Below are 16,808 nucleotides of genomic sequence, written 5' to 3' on the forward strand. Positions count from 1 at the left end.
TGCATTTATTCGCCGTTTTTCACTGAATTACAGCCACCTTCACCAAAGCTTCACCAAATCTTTTAGCCTGCTTCACCTTAACTTCAAGTAGCAAAAAACCAAAAGCGTAAGCTGATATGACAACAAATAAAATTAATACCAATCAAATTAACTAAGGGAGCAATTTTTAATGAGAATAAATATTTAATAGCAAGGCGCTTGATTGAGCAATAGCAGGCTATTGGGATTGAAAGCAACGATGTTATTAGAAATTTAGGCCATTTAAAAAGTTCATTTGGCTAGTTTGGTTGGTATATAAATTAAGGAAGGAATTATGGCTTCTACACAAGCACTACCGGAGTTTGAAAACTTATGGGGGCATCCTAAACCACTGTGGATGCTATTCATGGCAGAGTTTTGGGAGCGTTTTGCTTTTTACGGTATTCGCTGGGCATTAACGCTTTACATTGTTGCCCAGTTTTTTAATGGTGATGCATCAGGGCAGTCTTTTGCGTCAAATACTTATGGCGCATATTTAGCGTTAGTTTATGCCAGTGCAATTTTCGGTGGTTATATTGCTGACAAAGTTATTGGCTCACAGCATTCTATATTAGTCGGCGCGGTGATCATGGGCGCAGGTTTATTCTTAATTATGCTACCCAATGAAACCTTTTTTATGATTGGCTTAGCCACGGTTATTGTTGGTAACGGTTTATTCAAGCCGAATATTTCAAACTTAGTGGGTAAAATCTATGCGGTAGATGATCATCGCCGTGACAGCGGCTTTAGTATTTTCTACATGGGTATTAATGCCGGTGCTATGGTTTCACCTATTATTACTCAATGGCTTGCCAGTACGCTAACCGATACGCCAATGATGAATAACTACAAAGCCGTTTTTGGCGCGGCGGGTGTCGGCATGTTGATCAGCTATGTTTGGTTTTATATTGGTCGTCGGCAATTAAAAGGTATCGGCACGGTTGAGAAAACACCATTGAGGACTAAAAATCTAGTCACGGTTGTTCTTGGGGCGGTAGCGTCCATTGTCCCTGTTTATATTTTAATGACTTATGCGGGTGCACAAGTGCTGGCATGGATTCTATTTGTACTCTTTGTTGGTTTAGCCATATTGTTATTAAAACAGGCTAAAGGTGACGGAAAAGTCGCTTTCGAACGCGTTATTGCTTGCTTAATAATGTTCCTGTTCAACGTGATATTTTTTATGTTTTTTGAACAAGCTGGCAGCTCGTTCACTTTTTTGGCGCAAAACATTGTTGATAGGAATATAACTGAAGCAATTGAGTTTAAAATAGCTTGGTTTCAATCAGTTAACTCAGTGGCAATACTCATTTTTGCGCCACTCGTTTCTGCCCTTTGGCTATTCATGCATAAGAAAAAAGTAGAGCCGAGCATTCCACGTAAATTTGCCTTAGGACTATTAGGCACAGGACTTGGCTTTCTAGTGTTAGTGTATGCGCTAGAAAACTTACTCGATGCCAATAACATGATCCCAATTTGGCCATTAGCGGCTTGCTACGTTTTACACACTATAGGCGAATTATGCTTGTCACCTATTGGTTTATCCATGGTTAGTAAGTTAGTACCCGCTTCTCTGGCTGGCTTTGCTTTTGGTGGTTGGTTTTTAAGTACTGCAATTGGCAATAACTTTTCAGGGATATTGGCAGGTTCAATGAGTGGCGAAACCGGTATGACGGTCGCCTCAGCCCTTACCGGATTTTCATTTAGCTTTTGGCTACTCACCCTAGGTGGCGCATTTTTATTTATTATTGGACCACAAATAAATAAGCTAATGCACGGTGTTAAATAGCCATAACGGCATTTTATAAGTAAGCATAAAAAGCAAAGAGAGCTGCGTAAGCAACTCTCTTTGTTAGTCAACTTGGGCTATGGATAGCCATTAAAAATAATACTCTACCGCCAGCTGCAAATGGTCATCGGCGTTAAGACTATATAGAGCGTCATTTTGTGCACTACTTTGCATTAATCTGACATCTATACTCACTTTAACACTCACGCCAAAACGTCGATTCGCTTCAACAATAAAACTAAACGCACTATGCTCGACATCAGCCCCTAAGCCTACGAGCATTTCACTGCTTTGCATGTCATTGAATGCTAAACGACTCCCCAAAAAGATGTCATTTTGAATATTAGCTCCTGGCGAGTTTTCGTCGCCCTCTCCGCGCGAGTCCCAGCCATATTCTAGCAATAAACCAAGGTCAGCATTGCTATCAAAAACGCCAACATAGGTATACTCAAGCCCTGCTTGTGCCGCTAAAAAATCATCATCATCTGTAGTGCGATAAATCGTTTCAAACTTCCATAGCCAATCACCTAGCGTTGCTTGAACATCAAGGCCAAACTGATCCATTTGATTATAGTATTGCTTTAAAACCGGTGTTTTTTCTGCACCAGTATCAGCTGACAACATTAATAATGGATCTCGGTTAGTACCATGAAACCAATAACCGCCCATATCAAAGTCACCAATTGTTCGGCTCCAACGCAGTGCAACATCTAGGTGCTTATCTTTCGCTGAAGATTGATAACTGACATCATCAGGGTCAACGACCGCAGCGCCACGTAAACGACTTTTTTGGCCAACAAACGTGCGCTCTCTAAAGCCGGGCAGCAAATATATATCGAGGATCCCCCAATCTCGCACTAAAGAAAGATTTAACATGAGTTGTCCAAGTTTGTCTTCGCCATCTGAATCTTCAACACCATCAGTTTGGTTAAGTACGTCCACTAAGTGTTGAAACTCCGTAACACCCCAAAACTCCCGACGAATACCAGCCCTTAACTCCCAATCAGTATCTGCATATATGTATGACAATTCACGAATATCGCCATGACTTCGTTCATCATCAAACTCATCTTGGCGATAATAAGGTTTAAACGTTACGCTACTGTAGCCATCGTTCCAGCCCCAATAAAACTCTGGTTCAACAAAAGCTGACGCTTGGCTATCTGACAATTGCTGTGAATATTGACCTTGTTGTTCAAAGTAACGTTGTTCAAAGCCAACCTTACCTGAAAGCTCAAATTCATCAGCAACAGCCAATGGCTGCACGGCAATATTAACGGCCAGCGCAACCATCAAAGGCAGCTGTTTTATTTTATGAACAATTTTCATCGCTAATTATCGTGCACGTTTTAAGGTGTTTCTGTTGAAATCAGCATCAACTAAACCGGTTTTAAAGGCATAATTGTGCCACTGCAATTCAGTGCTTTTACCACTTTGGTGATTGATCATTTCAGCTGAGTCAGCCCGCCAATATTGACTCAAGTATTGTTTGTAATTTTTATAAGTTAGCGTTTTCAATAATGAATTTTTTCGGTCGTAAAAATCAATTTTTTGTACCCTGTATTCAACCTTGTCTAACCAAACGATACGTCGCGTATAGCCAGAGTTTTCATCAGCAGGAAATTGCTCAACCATAAAACTCGCAAGACCATTAATTGTTTCTTCACCTAAATAGTTATAGCGATATTTTTCAATTTCAAATGAGCTTAAATCTTCAAATGAAAATTCAGAGCCCATAAATGGACCGGACTTATTTCTAGAAGATATGCGCTTTACTCGCTTTAACGACGGTAAATATAACCATTGGTCATCATTCCCTACTGGATGAGAAAAGCTTAAAAATGAGGTACCTTTAACATCTCTTGGCTTGTTAAAAATAGTTAAACTCTTATCTCCGTCATCAAGTAGCTCTAATGTTTTGGTTTTAATTTCACGGATACTCTCTTGGCCTTGTTTATTACGAAGCGTCATAACCATGTCTGAGACATTATCAACCCAGCCAATATCACGTGATTTTGCTTCTTGCGATATCGCTAAACCACGCTGTTCACTGCTTTGATCGATAATCGTTTCTGCTATAGCGTGATTTGATGTTATTGCCAGTGCTAGGCTAGTAAAAACTCCCATCGCTGTTTTTTTATTTAACATAAGTGTTCTCCAAATTTTTATTAAGTAGCTGAATTGCTGGTGGCTAATTCGTTTGATAACGCACCTTGCTCGGTATTGTTAACGGTTAACTTTTGTTTTTTGTCCAAGGCGATTAACAGCGGCGGCAAGAAAAGGAAGTCAACCACTAAAGCGATAACAATGGTGATAGCAGTCATTAATCCCATATCAGCATTTAAGCTAAACGATGACTGGGCTAACACGATAAAACCTGCCGCTAGTACAAATGTTGTTGTCCAAAGGGCGCTACCAACATGACCAAATGCGTAATGAACAGCAGTTTTGGCGTCTGCTTGTTTTTCTCGACGAGCATGTAAATATTTACTTAAGAAATGCACCGTATCATCTACCACGATACCTAGCGTCATACCAATAACCACGGAAATGCTCATACCAACCTGACCTTCAATTAGTCCCCAAATACCGAACGCTACACCAGCAGGAATTAAATTAGGCAATAAGCTAATCGCGCCATAACGCCAGCTTTTTAGTGCCACACCTAAAATGACAGAAATCAGTAATAAGGCGAGTGTCGTGCCAATTAGCATGCTGTTAATACTGCGCTGGCCAATATGGGCAAACATTAAGCTAGGGCTTGCAATATCAACTTGATATCGCTCAGTATTATTGGCAAACCAAGTATTGATACGTTGCTCTAGCTCAACTAATTCATTACTGGTCAAATTCTTAAAGGTTGCGACAAGTTTTGCTGATGACTTATCAACATTAAGTTGATTATTTAAGTCCAGTCCGTACGGTAAAGACATTTCATAGAGCAATAGGTATTGTGCGGCCATTTCCTGATCGGTGGGGAGCTTATACCAGCTTGGATCATCGCCATGCATGTTTTTATTTAAACGCATTAACGTATCAGTAATCGTATTCACATGATCTGTTTCAGGCTGTTGACGTAACCAATCACTAAAATCAGCTAGGTTACGTAAATATTGCGGGTTATTAATACCACTTGAAATGCCTGTTTTCACCGATATTTCTAATAAAGTCATGCCGGATAAATGTGATTGCATAAAGTCGGTTGCAACACGGTAAGGAATTGAAGTATCGAAATACTTAACAAAGTCATCATTGAGTTCATTTTTTGGAATGAACAAAGTTGATGCAATAATAACAACACTTGTTAGCGGTAAAAGCAGCTTTCTTTTAGCAATAACAAAACTTGCCAGTTTTGACATATTGTCATTTTTACCTACTGGAACAGACTTAACTTTAATCGGTAAAACCGCCAATAGTGCCGGGAATATTGTAATAGAAAAAACAAACGCTAACATAACTCCCATCGCCACTAAGTTACCTAAATCATGAAAGGGTGGCGAATCAGAAAAGTTCATACTTAAAAAGCCAATTGCTGTGGTAATACTGGTAATAAAAATGGGTTGTAGATTAAGCTTCAAGCTTTTCATGATTGCCGACTTTTTATCGCTGCCTTGGCGCATTTCATAGAACATTGAAGATAATATATGGATACAATCAGCTACCGCTAACGTTAAGATCATGGTCGGCGCTGATGAGGAAGGCCCAGTCAAATAAAACCCTAACCAGCCGGCTATTCCCATTGTGCTTGCAATACTTAAAATAATCACAATGACAGTGGCAAATGTGCCAGAAATAGTACGCAGTAATAAGCCAATAAAAACAATAACAATAAGGAACATTAAGGGAACAAGTGTTGCACTATCACCCATCGCAGCTTCAGTAAAAGCGCCGTTCATCATGACCATGCCCGACAAATGAATTACAGTACCTGGGTTATCTTGTAAAAATTCAGCCGCCATGTTTTTAACAAAGCTACTCACTTCTGCAACTTCTGATGTCGGATCTAACGCAGGAAACTGCACACTAACATTAACAACTGAGACATGCGCTTGCGGTGAAATAATTTTATTAACCAGCAGTGGTTCATTGATAGCAATATTTTTGATCCTTTCCAGATCTTTGGCTGTTAATCGACTGGTATTCATCACTAAGTCTTCAACTATCATGTCATCTTCTTCAGCATAGCTATGCTGGAAGTTTGTTACAGAATCGACTCGTGTAGAATATGGAACTTGCCAACTTTTTTTCGTTAGGGTCTTTAATGCCTCTAAATGCTCAACCGTAAAAACATTGCCGTCTTTGGGCACCACAACAAAGGATACGTTATCACTCTTGCTATATACTTTTTGCATCGACTCGTAAGCAACAAGTTGCGGATTATCTTCACCAAAAAACACCCTATAGTCACTTTTAAATACCAGATTTTGTGCACCCGACGCAGCAAAAAAGGCAATTGATAGGCTAACGAGAATCACCCAAATTGGGTGTTTTTCGAAAAAGCCAAATAGCTTATTTTTCATAGTCTCTCCATTATGACGAATCGTCACTATTTACTTTAAAAAAAACGGTGTGAACACCGATTAAAAACACGGGTTATAATGACGAAACGTCACTATAACCTTATAAAAAAACGGCAAAAAACACCGTTTATAAAAACTTTTAACAAACTAAATTTCAAAAACTTACAACTTCATTTAGTAATGATAATATTATCGATTGGTTCAACTAAAATTAAACTCTCGGCCCATCGATTTCAATAGCGCAAGTTCACCGGGAAATGTGACTTTCAATGCCTCTTTTAATGCTTGCGCATATTCCTTTTCAACTGATAATGGTGTCCATTGAAGACCATCTAACAGTAGGTTTGTTTGATTAAACAACTCTCTTTCAACCAATAAACCTGTGCTACCAGAACATTGCTCAACTTCTGAAGATAGCACAGAAATAACACCAAAAGCCTGTGACCATGTTGCAAAGCAAATTTGCTGAAGCGTCATATGCTTAGGGGGATTAAACTCGTTATTAGCAACGGCATCTTCGACAATTCCAAATGTTGTGCCCATGACTTTTAATTCTAACTGTTCTTGTTCCTGCAATCTTTTAGTACTGCATTTGCCATAAACATTAGGGCTTTTAGCACATTGCACGCTTTTAAATAATGCTGGATGCAATATCGCATAGATTAAATATGAAACATTTAACAATATCATGCGCTCTCTCGCGCAACCTTGATACTGAGCCGCACGACTAAATAGGTCTAGCATAATGGTAATCGCTTGATTGCCAATCGCTAAAAGTAAGTCTTCTTTGCCAGAAAAATGCTTATAAACCGTTCCTTTTGAATAGGAAACAGCAGCGACCACTTTGTCCATGGTAATATTTTCTACACCATGCTTTTCAATCAACACAATTGTTGCGTCTATTATGTCTTGTTCACGAGCCTTTAAGCTACGCTCATCTAAAATTCTTGGGGTCATATCAATGTGACGATTCGTCATTAACTAAATTTATAATAAATTATTATAAAAATTTGTCAATAAGTATATCAAGCTGAAAAGAATATTCGATGTGTTCTAAAAAGGAAGTAAATAACTAGAAGCTAAATGGAATGAATCACGAATAGGAATCTATTGCCAAGAGTAAAATTCCAAATCGCAAACCATTAATTGTTCTTAACTATCGGTATTTTTAGTAAATACTACCCTGGACTTTTATTTCATCACCTGCATTAGCGTTAATAGCTCAATGAGCAATATTAAACTAGGGATAATAAATAGCAAAAAACGCCAAATTCGAGTGTAATTAGCGAGTAATAGCATAGTTAATAAAAATGTTGGTATTGGCATAACGGCCACAATACCTGCTTGCCAAAAATCAAAGAGAAAATAACTCATAACGGGAAGAGAAATGACCAGTAGCAAGGCAACTAAATGTAGCGAATGCTGGTGAGCGTTGTTAGAAAAATCATACTTTTTAGAGCCGCAAATATTAAGCAAAAGCATCAACACTTGCAGTAAACAAGCATAACCAATGAATACCGAAAAGGTATTGATTTCAGCATATTTTTCTAGATAAAAAAACCAAGCTAATATAAGCCATATTAGGATTAGAAATAATGACACAAACACTTGCTTGCAATACTTCATTGATATTACTAGAAACATTAAACTAGAAATTTCTATAGCTAACGGCCACCATGCTAGGCTATTAAGGTGTGATTGAATTAACCGCCAGTAAACTTCTGGTGAGAAGAGTAAAAAATCATTGAGTGAATAACTGAATATATCGGCCATTATAGGCTCTGAAAATATTCAATCATTTTATCGCGATTTGCTATAGAAGGTAGTGGCACATCATTAATTGCCGCCATGTTCTCAATCATATGAGGGACTTGGCTTGTTGCCGGTATTGCACAGGTAATTGCTGAATGCGACAGAATAAACCTAAGTAAGTACTGCGGCCAATTGTATATTCCCAAACTATCAGCCCAAGGTGGTAATGGATATCGTTGAACACGCGATATCAAACTTCCCCCCTGAAATGGCCGGTTTGCAATAACACCAACCCCCTGCTCTTGAGCTAAGGGTAAAAGTCTTTTTTCAGCATCACGATCGAGAATATTATATGTCAGCTGAACAAAGTCGAGCTTTTGACTTTTTAGTATCTTTTCCAGCTCAGCATGCCGTCTGCCATGAGAGGTAGTAACACCAATATAGCGAATGAGCTTTTGTTGCTTTAGTTCCTGTAAATACGCTAAATGATTTTGCCACGAGACCAAATTATGAACTTGTAATAGATCAATTTGCTTTTGTCGCCAAAATCTCAAAGAGTTTTCAAATTGTTGCTTCGCTGTTGCCGAAGAAGATGTCCAAGTTTTGGTTGCTGAAAATAAACTTTTATCATTATTTATATTTGTTAAACAGTGGCCAAGCACCTGCTCGGCAGATGCATACATAGGTGACGAATCTATCATCTGCCCACCAAGCTCAAAGAAGGCTTTTAATACTTTAGTGCGCTGTTCTCGTAGAAAATGGTCATTGCCGACATTAAATGTGATCCAGGTTCCCATGCCAATAGGAAAAATAGACTCACCTGAGCTAGGAATTTTTGACAAAGATAAATTAGTGTTACTCGCCGCCCATAGATGATCTGGTTTTAGGCCTAAGCTAAGCCCTACTAGTGGTAGAAACTTTATTAAATTCCGCTTTGCTTTATCTATTTTCATAACAATACTCACTGACAAGCCTAATTTGAATGTAAGTAAGCTTTTTAGATATCGCCAATACAAAGACTAATTTTGCGTTAGTTGGCTAACATTTTGCGATGAACTTGAGCAGGTATGTGCAATTATTTCCTACCGAACGCTTCGTTTAAAGACAAAGATACGCCTAAGGGCCGTTGCTCTTTCGCGGTTAAATTTTGTTCGAGTTATAAGCGTTTTAATCGCGCCCTGCTCACGCTAACTACCAACATAGTGCGGGCTACAAACCAACAGGACTTTTGGCCGCATCCTTCAGGCGGTGCAGAATTTTTTATCTGCTCAACCAAACTGGCTAACTTTCTCACTTCCCCCTTGACGTCGCATGTAAATATAATGAACTTGATGGCAACACTAGCCGTCAAATCTATACCGCTAGGTTAAAATTACCTAAGCTCGATACTGAACAAATGACAAAAAGTTACGCAATTTTTACCTATATTGTCTTTGCAACCGACCCAGCGGTCGGTTAAACTTGAAGTATAAAGCAGTAAAAGATTTAGAGATGAACGCATGAGAGACGCTGAACAAACACGTCAAAAAATATTAGAAATTAGTGCCGATGAAATCCACAAAAATGGTTTCACTGCCACCAGTTTATCTTGTATTTTAGCGCGTTGTGAAATATCAAAAGGCGCCCTATATCATCATTTTTCTAATAAAATGGAATTAGGTTATGCGGTGTTTGAAGAAGTTTATGCACCATCATTTATTGCTTTATGGCAACCGCCAGTAGAATCTGAAGATCCAATTCAAGGCCTTTGCGACTTTTTCACTTCAATGTCAAAAGAAATGAGTTGTGATGAAGTTGTTTGTGGCTGTCCTCTAAATAACCTTTGCCAAGAAATGTCGGGTGTTGATGAAGGTTTTAGGATCAGGATATTGGCCATGCAACAGCAATTAAATTTATTAATTGCGACCAATTTATCTCGAGTCAGTAGGCAATTAAAAGCCGATCTCGATTTTAGTCAAATCGCTTACTTTATTGTTTCAACTTTCCACGGCTCTTCAAGCTTAAGCAAAAGTTCTTTAAATAAAGAACTCTTTGATAAAGTGATTAAAGAGCTTTGCCGATACTTACAAGCGTTAAAGCAATAACCCATAAACGCTTTTACTCAGTAACAATTCTTAACACTTTATCGTCTATCTTACTGCATAATGGCATTTACATACCGCGCGGTCGGTATGTATAATGCGCAATAATTGAAATATTCACTATAATTTAACTTTTATCTCGCAAGGATCATCATGAAAAAGCTCCTAATACTGATGGTATTACTCACTAGCTTTGTACAAAACAGTTTTGCCGCTACAACTGCGGCATCAGCGTCTCCCTATCAGGTCATAGAAGTAACAGGTAATAAGCTTTTTGCTCGTATCGCAAACAATCAAGATGCATTAGAGAAATTTCCTGAATTAATGCGAGACATCGTTGAAGAAGAATTAATGCCATCGGTAGACTATCAATACGCGGCATTTAAAATATTAGGCAAACACTTAAGAAAAACAACCAAAGAGCAACGCGCTAAGTTTGTTACGGCTATGCGCTCTTATTTAGTTCGCACCTATGCTAACGCGCTAACCCAGTATCATAACCAGAAAGTATTGTTTGAGCCGGAAGCGAAACTAAAGCCAAAAGCAAAATCAGCCTCTGTTGATGTAAAGATTGTTGATGCTGGCAAGCCTGATATTAAAATTACCTTTCAGATGCGCAAGGATAAAAAATCAAAACAATGGAAAGCATACGATATGATCGTAGAAGGCATTTCATTAATCAGCAGTAAACAGGCTGAATTTAATCGTAAAATTTCAGACTTAGGTGTAGATCAAGTCACCGTAGAGTTGGCATCTATTAGCAAATAATAGTCGAACTTTACCAATAAAAAAGCCAGCTTTATGCTGGCTTTTTTGTTTTTCTCTGACGGTTAATTAGCACTTGTATCTGAACTAATGGTCATTTCAGTCACCTTATTCGCTTCAATATCGGCCTCGGTAAATCGTAACGGCCTTAATTGTGGCTGCTGTGAATATAACATGGTTTGATCTAAGCTATGCTCATTACCGTATGCAGCAGATTGTGAGTAACTCAATAGTCCTCTTGCAACTGGACCGTCTTCAGTAAAGTTCACTATCGACATCCAACTACTACCACTATTAATATGATAGCCAGCACCTTCCGCACTCAGTTCTGAATCGCTATTTTGTGGGGCATAAGTATGACGTGGTATTACCGTACCATCATTGATAGTTAGTGGACTAAAGACATTAAAGCCCCCCTCTATATTGTGAGCCCCAGCCCAAGGAATTTTCACTCCGGTCGCACTGCCATCAGGTAAACTGCGCTCAACAAACTGCACAGTACCAAGTGTTGCATCTAAAGCAAGGCCAGCAGACTCAATATTGAGAATAGCTTGAGCAAACTGCTCTAGTGTTACTGCATTGTCCACTAAACCATTTGGCGTTGTTGCCGCATTCTCTGCGTTAAAGCTTTGTTGCCATTGTGGATTTTTGTCAAACAAAAATGCAAATTCTCTAAATAAATGCGCCGAGCTACTAGTAGCATTCAACGTACCATCCCATAGTGCTAAGGCCGAACAGCCATTACTAATATCAACATTTTCTGCGCCAACACTCACTGGAGTATCCCCTTGAGCTTGGCAAATTGCTAACAACTCTGACAGTATATCTTCAGCTAAATAACTACGATTATTAAATAACGCCTGTTCAACTTCCTGCGGGTTAAATAAACCGTCACTTCCGGCACTGTCGGCAAGAAGCTTATGCGCCATACGTGAACGTAAAGACTGTTGATTATCCACTTGACCATATAACGGAGAAACCCCAGTTATTGGCGCATTAAGATTGGTAAGCCAAAAGCTGTCATTAGAATTTTGTACATAATCGGTTCCTGAATATTTCGGAGCATTTTCATAAGGTACTGCTCGTTCAAAATCGAAAGCCGATAAAAAGCCTGGTAAAAGTGTGAAACCAGCAGCTTGTTTAGCACCGATAAGTATCGGGTTGGTGGTTAACTCTGTAATAGCCGCATCGGTTAAATTCGGTACCGGCGAATCGTCAATATAATAAACATTGCCTGCTGCATCGGCCGACATAGTGTTATTAAAAATTACGCCATCGTAATCTTGAAATGCTTGCTTAAACTCATCAATATTGCCAGCTAAGTTCATCGCCAACCAGTGATCAATAATATCAACATTGCCCAAATTCACATCTTTAATGGCAAATGCACTGCCGCCTGGGCCCCACTCAAAATTGCCAGGAACAACGATCATAGGCCCTTGATGTGTGGAGTAGCTCATTTTTGCCAGTTTAATGGTTTGCCCTGGCGCTACTGCAACATCAATAACAAGCTCTTTACTGGTAATTAAACGATTAGAGCCATCAATAACTTGTGACATCTGGGTTGGATCATCTGGGTTTAGTGTTAACTGGTAAACGACAAAATGCTCCGCTGCCGAAAACGTATGAGTCCAAGCAACATTTTCATTAAAACCAATATTCACGACTCCCGGCATACCCATAAGTGAGCCACCCATCACATTTAAATGCTCAGGAATGGTAATATGAAATTGCCAAAAACGTAGGTTGCCCGTATGAGGGAAATGAGGATTTGCCAACACCATCCCCATACCGTTTTCTGTTTTGTCTTTACCTAGTCCCCAGCCGTTTGAGCCGGTATCACCAGGGTTTATTTCTGGTACAGCAATCACAGGATTAGATTTTAGCTGATAACTGCTGGCGGTAATGTCACTAGCTGGATAAGGTAAGGCACTTGCACCAGTTGGAGCAGCGATAAACATAGGGCCAAGGAAGTTTGCCGAGCCCGGTAATAAAGCGATACCCAACGTATAAGTTAAAATATCAAGGCTGGTGATAGGTTGAACCCATGGCATATTGGCACAGGCGACATCGATATTTTCAACGCCGGTGTCTGCTAAATATTTGTTATACCCTTGGGCGTAACCTGATAACAAAGCTTGGCTATTAGCAGACAATGAATTGATATTATTTTCTGCATGCTCTCTAATGCCTAAAGTTAGAAAACCAAAATCATTAATTAAGTGCTCAGAGTCTCCAGAGGCGAGTACTTTATCTGGCCCTAAATATTTTGCTCGTTGCGAATTATATTTAATAATTTGGTCGGCTAAAATACAGATATTGTCTTTAGCAAAGGCATAGCCCACGCCATAAGACATACTTTCCAGATTGTCAGCCGTTATATGTGGTACACCGTAATCTGTCCAACGAATATCTGCCGATAGCACACCGTCACTATCAAATGAAGGTACTGGTGTTGGTTGAACAGGAGTAGGAGTAACGGGCTCTGGTGCAGGTTCAGGGGCACCAAGGTAGGTATAATCACCGCCGCCACATGCTGATAAAATAGTCACTAGACTAATGATCGAAATTGGTTTTATTGCGCTTTTGATCGAATAACTCAAAACAAACTCCCTCTTTATTTAATTATTTTTATAATGTGTAAATATCCTTATAACAACTATGTTTGCACAATAAACTATCAAGCTCAAACAATTATTTATTCATGCGTTTTTACTCATAAATAAATACCACCGTGATGATTGTTAAACCTTGAACAAATTGAAAGAGTTGCTTAAATTTTAATTTAACGACAGCGCTCTATCTGTTGCAAAATAAACTCAACTTCGACACTATTTTGGCTGAATTTAAGAGCATTGTGGTAATGAAAACTCGCCTTTTCTCGCTCACTTTCTTGCAAATATAACCCCGCTAAACAGGTGTGATAATGACGATAATGTTTTAACTTAGGTTGCAAATTTTCTATCCGCAAAATTGCCACAGCGTTACTGGTAAATTTAGCTCGAGCAACTTCGGCATTAAGCTCAATAACCGGATTATCTTGTAAGACTAATAATTTAAGATATAAGGCATATATTTGCTGCCAATCTGTTGCATCAAAGCTAGTGGCATTATTATGTAGCGCCGCAATTGCCGCCTGTATCGCGTAAGGCGTTCCACCACCAATTAACAGCGCCTTTTCAACCAAAATATTCGCCTCATTTATTTCTGTTTTCTGCCATAGGCTGCGGTTTTGCTCTTCCAAAACAACCAATTGATTATTTTCATTAATACGAGCTGGGAAGCGGGCGCTTTGATGCAACAATAACGCGAGTAGGCCAATAACTTCTGCATTTTCTCGCACACATTCATGTAACATACGGCCTAAACGTATGGCCGATTTACAGACCCAAGCATCAACAAGTTTTTCCCTTTGGCTGGTAAAATAGCCCTCATTAAAATAGAGATAAATCACCTTTAAAACAGCATCAATTCTTACAGGCCACTCTTGCTCGCTGGGTATTTGATATAAAATTTTTGCTTGTGATATTTTTCTTTTTGCTCTGGTTAACCTCTGCTCTATTGTTTTTTCTTTTTGCACCAATGCATTGGAAATATCAAGCACTGATAAACCCAAAACATGCTTTAGCGTTAAGGTGATTTGTGTTTGCATATTCAAAGCAGGATGACAGCAAGTAAAAATTAATCGCAGTAAATCATCTTTATAGCTAGCTAATAGCGCTTGCTCACTAAGATCACATTGGTAACTCGGCTCACTAATCGCATCTATCCCAGAAAAACGGCTTAATTTTCGTTGTTGATCGATAAATTGATTTTTCGCTACCTTAATTAACCAAGCAACACCATTGCTAGGCATATTTTTTCGCCAATGAACGAGCGCTTTTGTTATTGCTTCATGAAGCAAGTCTTCGGCTAACATCACATCTTGGTAGCGAAAAATAAGCTTGGCTAATGCTTGTGGGTAACAAGTTTTAATTTTTTTAGCTAGAAAATTGTCAGTCATCAGGAGTTCATTTGATTAGGTAAAGTAACAGAACTGGCAACCGTGCTAGCCCTGTTACTTTCAGCAGTCGCTTACTCAAAAACCATAATAGGTCTAACTTCAATACTGCCGAATTTAGCTGATGGTATTTTTGCCGCTAACTTAATGGCTTCATCTAACGATGCACATTCCAATAAATAGTAGCCACCAAGTTGCTCTTTAGTTTCAGCGAATGGCCCATCGGTTATCAAGGTATCATTATTTCGAATTCGAACCGTTGTTGCTGTATCCGTTGGCATTAATGCATCACCAGCAACCAAATTACCATTAGTTTTCACTTGTTCGGTAAACGTCATATATTGCTGGTATATTTCACCATTTTCAGCGTCATTTCTACTTGCCCCTAAGGTTTCATCTTCATAAATTAAACATAAAAATTGCATCTGTATATTCCTTTAAAAGTTAATTTTTAATAAATTTAGCTAGAGAATTCTTCGTAGCTATTAAGTAAACGCACAACATAGAGAAAAACCGACAAAGCATATGATTATTTTTCTGAGAACAATAATCACACGTATTTCCCTTTATTGAAAATTTAGCACTATACTTATGAAATGACTAAAATTGGTATATTCATCGATGCTTGCGCCTACTCCAACAAAAGATGAACAATGTAGATTAGCATCCTTGCACTCTCTTAGGGTTTTAGATACCGACCCTGAGGAGCGCTTTGATCGTATTACTCGTTTAGCCAAGCGACTATTCAATGTCCCTATTGCCTTAGTTAGCTTAGTTGATAAAGAACGACAGTGGTTTAAATCTTCCGTCGGACTATCAGTAAAAGAAACGCCAAGAAACATTTCTTTTTGCGGCCATACTATACACACAGATCAAACCTTTATTGTTGAAGACACCTGCCAAGATAAAAGATTTTTGGACAATCCTTTAGTAATCAACGAACCTCATATTCGCTTTTATGCGGGTCACCCAATCATGGCACCATCAGGTGATAAAATTGGCACATTATGCATTATCGATACTAAAGTCAGAACATTGACCCCTGATGACATTTCAGCATTAACGGACTTAGCCGCTATGGTAACCGATGAATTCATGTCGCAACAATTGGCCACTATGGATGAACTCACCAATATTACTAACCGTAGAGGTTTTAAACGCCTAGGGCAGCACTGTCTTGATATGGCTGCTCGGCAAGATGGTTTATGCCATCTTGTTTATTTTGATTTGAATCACTTTAAATTTTTTAATGATAATTTTGGTCATGTTGTTGGTGATCAAGTGCTTAAAATATTTGCAGAGCAAATGAAAAATACTTTCAGAGTGTCTGATGTCTGTGCAAGGTTTGGTGGTGACGAGTTTGTCGTATTATTAACAGACACAATAAAAGCGGAAGCGGAACAAGCGATTAAAAGGTTTGCAAATAACCTTATTTCAGTAACTAAACATCTAGATCTCCCTTATCAAATATCATTTGCACACGGCATTGTGACATACGATCAAAAAAAACATACCAGTATAGATCTTTTGCTAAATGATGCTGATGCCAAGATGTATCACAATAAAAATAAAACATAGTATGCTTTTCACAAAATAAATACATTACGGGAACTTAACCTAATTGCACTTTACTGAGCCTTAGCTGAGCTAACCTTATTTTTATCCCCCTACTACTATAATAGAACTCATCGCGTCTAGTTAATAAATAGCAATAAAATAAAACCGATACAGCGCTGATTTAACGGCAAGTTAATCGTAGTTGTCGATGACAATAGAAACACAAAGCTCCGTATCAGCAGAACAAGAACAGATAAACTAAGCCAACGACTAGTTTTACAAAATTTATCAATTTTTAATATTATTTACTAATGCGCTACATTAAT

General features: G+C 38.7%; 13 protein-coding genes. 4 read left to right on the forward strand and 9 right to left on the reverse strand.

Annotated elements, in window-relative coordinates:
• Positions 1-313 precede the first annotated feature (313 nt).
• On the forward strand, positions 314-1,807 hold the full coding sequence (locus tag AC27JP_RS02085) for a peptide MFS transporter (RefSeq protein WP_487111780.1): 1,494 nt from the start codon (positions 314-316) through the stop codon (positions 1,805-1,807).
• Between the two features lie 90 nt (positions 1,808-1,897).
• On the opposite strand, the gene AC27JP_RS02090 is transcribed toward AC27JP_RS02085, so the two are convergent.
• The 6 genes from AC27JP_RS02090 to AC27JP_RS02115 all read right to left on the reverse strand — a co-directional run bounded on the left by AC27JP_RS02090 (position 1,898) and on the right by AC27JP_RS02115 (position 9,032).
• The gene (locus tag AC27JP_RS02090; RefSeq protein WP_487111781.1) at positions 1,898-3,136 is read right to left on the reverse strand and encodes a hypothetical protein; all 1,239 of its coding nucleotides are present in this window, start codon (positions 3,134-3,136) and stop codon (positions 1,898-1,900) included.
• 6 nt (positions 3,137-3,142) lie between these two features.
• Complete coding sequence (locus AC27JP_RS02095; protein ID WP_487111782.1) at positions 3,143-3,955, reverse strand: outer membrane lipoprotein-sorting protein; 813 nt, start codon at positions 3,953-3,955, stop codon at positions 3,143-3,145.
• 20 nt (positions 3,956-3,975) lie between these two features.
• Positions 3,976-6,327 carry an efflux RND transporter permease subunit gene (locus AC27JP_RS02100; RefSeq protein ID WP_487111783.1) on the reverse strand — a complete coding sequence of 784 codons (2,352 nt, stop codon included), beginning with the start codon at positions 6,325-6,327 and terminating at the stop codon, positions 3,976-3,978.
• A 201-nt stretch (positions 6,328-6,528) separates the two neighbouring features.
• Entirely contained in the window at positions 6,529-7,305 is a 777-nt protein-coding gene (locus AC27JP_RS02105) for a TetR/AcrR family transcriptional regulator (protein WP_487111784.1), read from the reverse strand.
• A gap of 213 nt (positions 7,306-7,518) precedes the next feature.
• Positions 7,519-7,929, reverse strand: a complete 411-nt coding sequence (locus tag AC27JP_RS02110; RefSeq protein WP_487111785.1) for a hypothetical protein — start codon at positions 7,927-7,929, stop codon at positions 7,519-7,521.
• A gap of 170 nt (positions 7,930-8,099) precedes the next feature.
• Positions 8,100-9,032 (reverse strand): aldo/keto reductase, encoded by a 933-nt coding sequence (locus AC27JP_RS02115; protein ID WP_487111786.1) that lies wholly within the window; start codon positions 9,030-9,032, stop codon positions 8,100-8,102.
• A gap of 546 nt (positions 9,033-9,578) precedes the next feature.
• Between AC27JP_RS02115 and AC27JP_RS02120 the strand changes: the two genes are divergently transcribed.
• Together AC27JP_RS02120 and AC27JP_RS02125 are read left to right on the forward strand one after the other, a co-directional pair.
• Positions 9,579-10,163, forward strand: a complete 585-nt coding sequence (locus AC27JP_RS02120; protein ID WP_487111787.1) for a TetR/AcrR family transcriptional regulator — start codon at positions 9,579-9,581, stop codon at positions 10,161-10,163.
• A 150-nt stretch (positions 10,164-10,313) separates the two neighbouring features.
• A complete protein-coding gene (locus AC27JP_RS02125; protein ID WP_487111788.1) occupies positions 10,314-10,928 on the forward strand; it encodes an MlaC/ttg2D family ABC transporter substrate-binding protein in 615 nt (204 codons plus the stop codon).
• Between the two features lie 62 nt (positions 10,929-10,990).
• Here AC27JP_RS02125 and AC27JP_RS02130 read toward each other — a convergent pair whose 3' ends face one another.
• The 3 genes from AC27JP_RS02130 to AC27JP_RS02140 form a co-directional block, all read right to left on the reverse strand.
• Positions 10,991-13,528 carry an acylase gene (locus AC27JP_RS02130; protein WP_487111789.1) on the reverse strand — a complete coding sequence of 846 codons (2,538 nt, stop codon included), beginning with the start codon at positions 13,526-13,528 and terminating at the stop codon, positions 10,991-10,993.
• 182 nt (positions 13,529-13,710) lie between these two features.
• Positions 13,711-14,928 (reverse strand): RNA polymerase sigma factor, encoded by a 1,218-nt coding sequence (locus tag AC27JP_RS02135; protein ID WP_487111790.1) that lies wholly within the window; start codon positions 14,926-14,928, stop codon positions 13,711-13,713.
• A 71-nt stretch (positions 14,929-14,999) separates the two neighbouring features.
• Positions 15,000-15,350 (reverse strand): YciI family protein, encoded by a 351-nt coding sequence (locus tag AC27JP_RS02140; RefSeq protein WP_487111791.1) that lies wholly within the window; start codon positions 15,348-15,350, stop codon positions 15,000-15,002.
• 196 nt (positions 15,351-15,546) lie between these two features.
• On the opposite strand from AC27JP_RS02140, the gene AC27JP_RS02145 reads away from it, so the two are divergent.
• On the forward strand, positions 15,547-16,503 hold the full coding sequence (locus AC27JP_RS02145; protein WP_487111792.1) for a sensor domain-containing diguanylate cyclase: 957 nt from the start codon (positions 15,547-15,549) through the stop codon (positions 16,501-16,503).
• The last annotated feature ends 305 nt before the right edge of the window (positions 16,504-16,808 follow it).

It is taken from the genome of Colwellia sp. SU-HH01172 (genome assembly GCF_057553355.1).